This window comes from Mesorhizobium sanjuanii, from assembly GCF_002529485.1.
GTDB lineage: Bacteria > Pseudomonadota > Alphaproteobacteria > Rhizobiales > Rhizobiaceae > Mesorhizobium > Mesorhizobium sanjuanii.
The window spans coordinates 1-5,891 of sequence record NZ_NWQG01000233.1; the positions used below are offsets into that span (position 1 = coordinate 1).

The 5,891-nt window shown below is 63.2% G+C and carries 7 protein-coding genes; 1 reads left to right on the plus strand and 6 read right to left on the minus strand.

Annotated elements, in window-relative coordinates; all coding sequences use genetic code 11:
* Together tatB and CN311_RS28370 are read right to left on the minus strand one after the other, a co-directional pair.
* A partial coding sequence (tatB, locus tag CN311_RS28365) for a Sec-independent protein translocase protein TatB (protein WP_097576941.1) occupies positions 1 to 417 on the minus strand: 417 nt, incomplete at its 3' end.
* 29 nt (positions 418 to 446) lie between these two features.
* On the minus strand, positions 447 to 668 hold the full coding sequence (locus CN311_RS28370; RefSeq protein WP_010909892.1) for a twin-arginine translocase TatA/TatE family subunit: 222 nt from the start codon (positions 666 to 668) through the stop codon (positions 447 to 449).
* Positions 669 to 684: 16 nt separating this feature from the next.
* Between CN311_RS28370 and CN311_RS33105 the strand changes: the two genes are divergently transcribed.
* Positions 685 to 894 carry a hypothetical protein gene (locus tag CN311_RS33105; RefSeq protein WP_097576937.1) on the plus strand — a complete coding sequence of 70 codons (210 nt, stop codon included), beginning with the start codon at positions 685 to 687 and terminating at the stop codon, positions 892 to 894.
* Here CN311_RS33105 and scpB read toward each other — a convergent pair.
* The 4 genes from scpB to CN311_RS28395 form a co-directional block, all read right to left on the minus strand.
* A complete protein-coding gene (scpB, locus tag CN311_RS28380) occupies positions 881 to 1,660 on the minus strand; it encodes an SMC-Scp complex subunit ScpB (protein ID WP_097576938.1) in 780 nt (259 codons plus the stop codon). The genes CN311_RS33105 and scpB overlap by 14 nt on opposite strands.
* Entirely contained in the window at positions 1,657 to 2,457 is an 801-nt protein-coding gene (locus CN311_RS28385; protein ID WP_097576939.1) for a segregation and condensation protein A, read from the minus strand. Before CN311_RS28385 ends, scpB begins: the two co-directional genes overlap by 4 nt.
* Positions 2,458 to 2,518: 61 nt before the next feature.
* Positions 2,519 to 3,538 carry a beta-N-acetylhexosaminidase gene (gene nagZ, locus CN311_RS28390; RefSeq protein WP_097576940.1) on the minus strand — a complete coding sequence of 340 codons (1,020 nt, stop codon included), beginning with the start codon at positions 3,536 to 3,538 and terminating at the stop codon, positions 2,519 to 2,521.
* A 224-nt stretch (positions 3,539 to 3,762) separates the two neighbouring features.
* The coding region (locus tag CN311_RS28395) for an SPOR domain-containing protein (RefSeq protein ID WP_208866590.1) at positions 3,763 to 5,891 on the minus strand (2,129 nt) is incomplete at its 5' end.

Sequence of the window (5,891 nt, forward strand, 5' to 3'; positions counted from 1 at the left end):
CACCGCCGCTTCCGGCGCATCCGCGCCTGGCAGTACCGTTGCGCCATTCTTCAGCGGCTCGGCAGCCTGCGGCGTCGAAGCGGCAGGCTGGGCGGGATCGGCTGCCGGCTTGGGCTTCATCGCCGCATCCACCCCGGAACGAACGTCGGCCGCCGCCTGCTCGAACGGATTGAGCTGTTTCCTGATCTCGGCGGCCGGGTTGAGGCTTCGCAGCGAATCGACCGATTTCTTGACGTCGTCAAGGTCGGCTTCCTTCAGCGCCTCATTGAACTGCTTCTGGAAGTCGGCCGCCATGGAGCGCAGTTTTGCCGTCGTGCGACCGAAGGTGCGCAACATGTTTGGCAAATCCTTGGGCCCAACGACCACGATCAAGACGATCGCGATCACCAGCATCTCGGTCCAGCCGATGTCGAACATGACTATGCGTTCCGACTAAAAGTATGGACTCAGCTTTTGCTGGCCTTTTCCTTCACTGCCGAAACGGTTTCGTCGGCACGATGTTCGACGGTGCGCTTGTCGTCGGCAACGTCGTCGTCGGCCATGCCCTTCTTGAAGCTCTTGATGCCCTTGGCCATGTCGCCCATCAGCTCTGGAATCTTGCCGCGGCCGAACACCAGCAGCACGATCACCAGCACGATCATCCAGTGCCAAATCGAAAATGAACCCATAGCAAATCTCTCTCGAATGTTTTCCCTGACGATGATCTATGCGTTTTCGCGTTGGGATTCAAACACAACCGCGACAGAGTTTATAAATGAGTGGCTGAAGTCACGCGGTTTCGGCGCGATTGCCCCGCTACCAAACCGCGCAGCCCCAATCCGCACGCTGATTGCGTTGCTCCAAAGTGTGGCGAATTTCGAGCGCCGCCGCAGGTTTGCGGTCAATCTTCCGTGACGCGCGGCGTCAGCAGGCCGAGTTCTTCGAGGTCGATGTCGGTCAGCGGATCCTCCTCTTCGGTCAGCGCATCCGGATCGGCCGGCGGCTGCGGGATGGAGAAATTCGACGGCATGCGGCCGGAAAGCAGACCGGCGCCCTTCAATTCCTCCATGCCGGGAAGGTCGCGGATCTCCTCCAGCGCGAAATGGTCGAGGAAGATATCGGTCGTGCCGTAGGTGACGGGCCGTCCGGGCGTACGCCTGCGGCCCCGCATGCGCACCCATTCGGTCTCCAAAAGAGTGTCCAGCGTGCCCTTCGAGGTCTCGACGCCCCTGATGTCCTCGATCTCGGCGCGCGTCACCGGCTGGTGGTAGGCGATGATCGCCAGCACTTCGAGCGCCGCGCGGGAAAGCTTCCTCTGCTGCACCGTGTCACGGCTCATCAGGAAGGCGAGGTCGCCGGCGGTGCGGAACGCCCAGGCATCGCCAACGCGGACCAGGTTGACGCCGCGCCGCGCATAGATCTGCTGCAGATCAGCCATCGCCGCGGCAATGTTGATGCCGTCGGGCAGGCGCGCGGCAAGCTGCTTTTCACTGACCGGCCCGGCGCTGGCGAATACGATCGCCTCGGCCATGCGCACGGCTTCGGCCATATGCAGCCGCTCGCCAGGATTCTGGGACAGGTTCTGGGTAATATCCTGTGCCGGGCTCTCGGCCGGCAGCCGCTCCTCGGTCTCTTCATCGACCTTGAACGGAATGACCGAAGCGTTGGCGCGTTCGCTCATGATGCCACCTCGACTGCTCTAGTGCCTTGCGGGCGGCCGCGCAGATAGAGCGGCGCGAACACCTCGTCCTGCCGCATCTCCATTTTGCCTTCGCGCACCAGTTCCAGCGTTGCGGCAAAGGAACTCGCGACCGCGGTGCGGCGCTCTTCCGGGCTGGACAGATACTCGATCAGGAAACTGTCGAGCGCCGTCCAGTCGGCAAGCGAGCCGATCAGCCTGGTCAGCACATCGCGCGCGTCCTTGAGCGACCACACGCCACGCTTGGCGATCGTCACATTGGTGATCGCCTGCTTCTGGCGCTGCTGGGCATAGGCGGTCAACAGATCATAGAGCGAGGCCGAGTAAGTGTTACGCTTCTCGACGATGACCATTTCCGGCATGCCGCGCGCAAATACGTCGCGCCCGAGCCGGTTGCGGTTGACCAGCCGGGCCGCCGCGTCGCGCATGGCTTCCAGCCGCTTCAGCCGGAATTGCAGCACCGCCGCCAGTTCCTCGCCGCTTTCGCCCTCCTCGCCCGGTTGCTTGGGGATCAAAAGCTTCGACTTGAGGAAGGCCAGCCACGCCGCCATCACCAGATAGTCGGCGGCAAGCTCGAGCCGCAGCACCCTCACCTTCTCGACAAACGCCAGATATTGCTCGGCCAGCGCCAGGATCGAGATGCGCGACAGATCGACTTTCTGGTTGCGGGCAAGATGCAGGAGCAGGTCGAGCGGACCTTCGAAACCGGCGACATCGACGACCAGAGCGGGATCGCCGGTCAACCGCGAATCATCGTTCTCGGCCCACAAGCGGTCCATCGGTGCGGCCTTGCCGGCCTTACTATCCAATGTTTCCGCCACTTCCCGTTTCCCTTTGGTGCTAGGCCACAGCGTCGAAATAGGTGGCGAACTCGGCGCGTATTTCGGCTTCTTCGGCCGCGTCGCGATCCTTTATATAGGTCAGCGCTCGTTTGGCACGCTCCAGCGACTTGCCCTCCAAGCCCGTGGTGCGCGACGCAATACCGGCCATCTCCTCGAATACACCGTTGCAGTGAAGGACCAGATCGCAGCCCGCCGCAAGGATCGCGGCCGCCTTTGAAGGGAAATCCCCAGAAAGTGCCTTCATCGAGGTGTCGTCGCTCATCAGCAGCCCGTCGAAGCCGATTTCGCCGCGAATGATCTCATCGATGACCTTGCCAGAGGTGGTCGCCGGGTTCCTCGGGTCGATCGCGCTGTAGATGACATGCGCCGTCATCGCCATCGGCAAATGGTTGAGTTCCCTGAATGGCGCGAAATCATGCCGCTGCAGATCGCTCATGGAGGCATCGACGGTCGGCAGCTCGAAATGCGTATCGGCAAAAGCCCGCCCATGACCGGGAATATGTTTCATGACCGGCAGCACGCCGCCCGACATCAACCCTTCAGCCGCCGCGCGGCCAAGCTCGGTGACGGCGCGCGGTTCCTTGCCATAGGCGCGCGCGCCGATGACGTCGCTGGCGCCTTCGATCGGCACGTCGAGCACGGGCAGGCAGTCCGCGGTGATGCCGAAGCGCGAGAGGTCGAAGGCATGCAGCCGCGCCATCAGCCAGGTGGCGCGGGCGCCGGCATCGTGGTCGTTGCGCCACAGCGCGCCGAGTGCACCGCCGGCCGGGTAATTCGGCGCCAGCGGCGGCCGCAGGCGCTGCACCCGGCCGCCTTCCTGGTCGATGAACACCGGAGCGTCCAGGCGCCCGATGCAGTCGCGCATCGCGGCGACCAGATCGCGGATCTGCTCTGTCTCGCCGATATTGCGCGCAAACAGGATAAAGCCCCACGGGCATTCGTTGCGATAGAAATTGATTTCATCGCGCGTCAGCGATTTCCCGGCACAGCCGAGGATCATGGATTTTGATTCGGTCATGTCTGTCAGTTTAGAGCTTCGCGCCGACAAATGGAATCGCATCCGGCTATATGCATTTGGACAAACGAAACCCGGCGCGGCCTGCGGGCCGCGCCGGGTTTCAGTTGGAGCTTTCGAGCAGCTTGAGCATTTTGCAGCCGAGTGGAATCACTTGGCGTCGCACAAATGCGGCTAAAACAAAAAGCTAGAGCGGGATGCCCAGTTCAATTTAAACGCATCCCGCTCTAGCGCGACACGAAACAATTGCCGCCGGCGGCCTTATAGCTGGTGCACAGGCTGATCGCATCGTTGCGCGACTGCGCCGGGACGCGGACGCGGTAGAAGGTCCCCTTGCCGGCGATTTCGGCCTTGACGATATTGGCGGTGCGGCCGGCAAGCACACTGCCATAGCGGCGCTGCAGGTCCGCATAGCTGGACTGGGCGCTTTCGACTGTCGGCTGCGATGCGATCTGCATCGACCAGGAACCGCCGCCGGTCGAGGCTGTCGTTGGGATGGACGCAACCTGGTCGGGCTTGACCTCGCCGACAACATCGACCGGCTGATCGGACGGACGCTGCGGCGCCAATGGAACCGTTTCCGGCGTGTTGGCGGACTGGGTATCGCCAGATTGGGTGTCAGCAGATTGGGCCTTGGCAGCAGCGGCCGGTTTGGCCGTTTCCGTCTGGGTAGGTTCGGCCTGGTTGCTCGTCCCCTGGTCTTCAGTTGCCTGGCTGCTTGCGAGCGGCACGGTGCCGGTCTGCGCCGAATCGTCAGCCTGGGCGGATGGGGCCACACGCTGCGGCTCTGGATCGACAGGCTCGACAGCGGCCACCTGCGGTGCCGCGGGATCCTCGCGCGCCACCAGCGAACCATCCGACTTGACGATCATGGTCCTCACCTTGCGCGGCGCAACCGCCACGATATCGGGATTCCCGGACTTTTCGGCCTCCTGCAGAACCTGAGCGATACGATCCTCGGACTTGGGCGCCGGAGCGGCGGCAACATCATTGCCGATCGCCTGCGTACCGCCGGTCGCCTGCGCGCCACCAGCCGCGTCAGTGCCTTCGAAAGCTTTGGTATCTCCAAGATCAACAACGGCGCTCTGCGGCTCCTTGGCCGTCACATCCACCGGCTCCTCGGTGTTGGTGACCAGCTTCTCCTGGATCGGTTCGGCAGGCTTCGCGCCCTTGGCCACCGCGTCATAGACCTTGTTGTCCTGATTCGGCACCACAGTGCCGCCCGGGTTTTCCGGCTTGACCTTTATCGGTGCATTGTCGGCCTTGACGATGACCGGCGCGTCGCCGCTGCCCTTGCCGCCAAACGACAGGGCAAAGGCGCCGAGTCCCCCGGCGATCGCCACCGCGCCGACGACCGCTGCAACAAACAGGCCGCGGCTGCGTGGCTGCCTGTCCTGTTCGGCCAGGCCCGGAACTGACATCGCTTCGTCCAGCTCGGGATCATAGTCGAGTTCGTCCAGGGCAAAGTCATCGGCCTGCGAAGTCGGCTTGCCGCCGCCGGGCAATTCACCCAGATCGAAGCCGTCGGCAGCATCTGCGTAGGCCGCGTTGGCCGGCGCCTCCACAGGTCTCGCCGCATAGGTCCGCGTTTCAACGCGGTCGCGCTGGTAGCCCGAGTTGAACCCTGCATTGTAGGATTCATCGTCATAGGCCGCGCTCCGCGCCGGGGTGGGAGCGACATTCACGGCGTTCATTTCCGTGAGCAGATTGGCGAAATCGGAGTCGAGATCGTCATAAGCGGGCGCCGCTGGCTCGTCTTCCTCGAAGTTGATTTCCGGAATATCGAGATCGTCCGCCAGCGCCACGACGCGCTCCGGCACATCGACCGTCTCGACATCGGGCATCTCATCAAATGCCGAAGGCTGTTCTGCCGGCGCCGGTGCTGCATAGGCGGCATCAGCCACGGCCGTCGGCTCTTCCTGGCGGGATGGCGCCGCAGCCATCGTTGGCGGCGGCGTGGCTGCGGGCTTCACTGAGGCCACCGGTTGGCTTGCGAAAGCGGGCTGCGTATTCGCGACCGGCGTCACACGGCTCCAGGAGCGAGCGGGTTCGGGCGGGATCGAGCGCGGCGTCCGCCAGCCGAGCGAATCATGTGGCTCTTCTTCCTCGGCGTCAGCCGCAATCCCGTCGCCGGCGGCATCGTGATCGAGGCCGATATCCCTGGCGAAAGCGGCATTGAGGTCATCATTGTCGAAATCGGCATCTTGCGATCCGGCATCTTGCGATTCGGCGGCATCTTCAGCACCAAAATCCTGATCCTTGAGTTCATCAAGGAGAAACGTGTCGAGATCGGCGTCGGCGGCCTGAACCTCGTCAGGGTGCACAGGCTCCACGGCAGCATGCTCATCAAGATCCC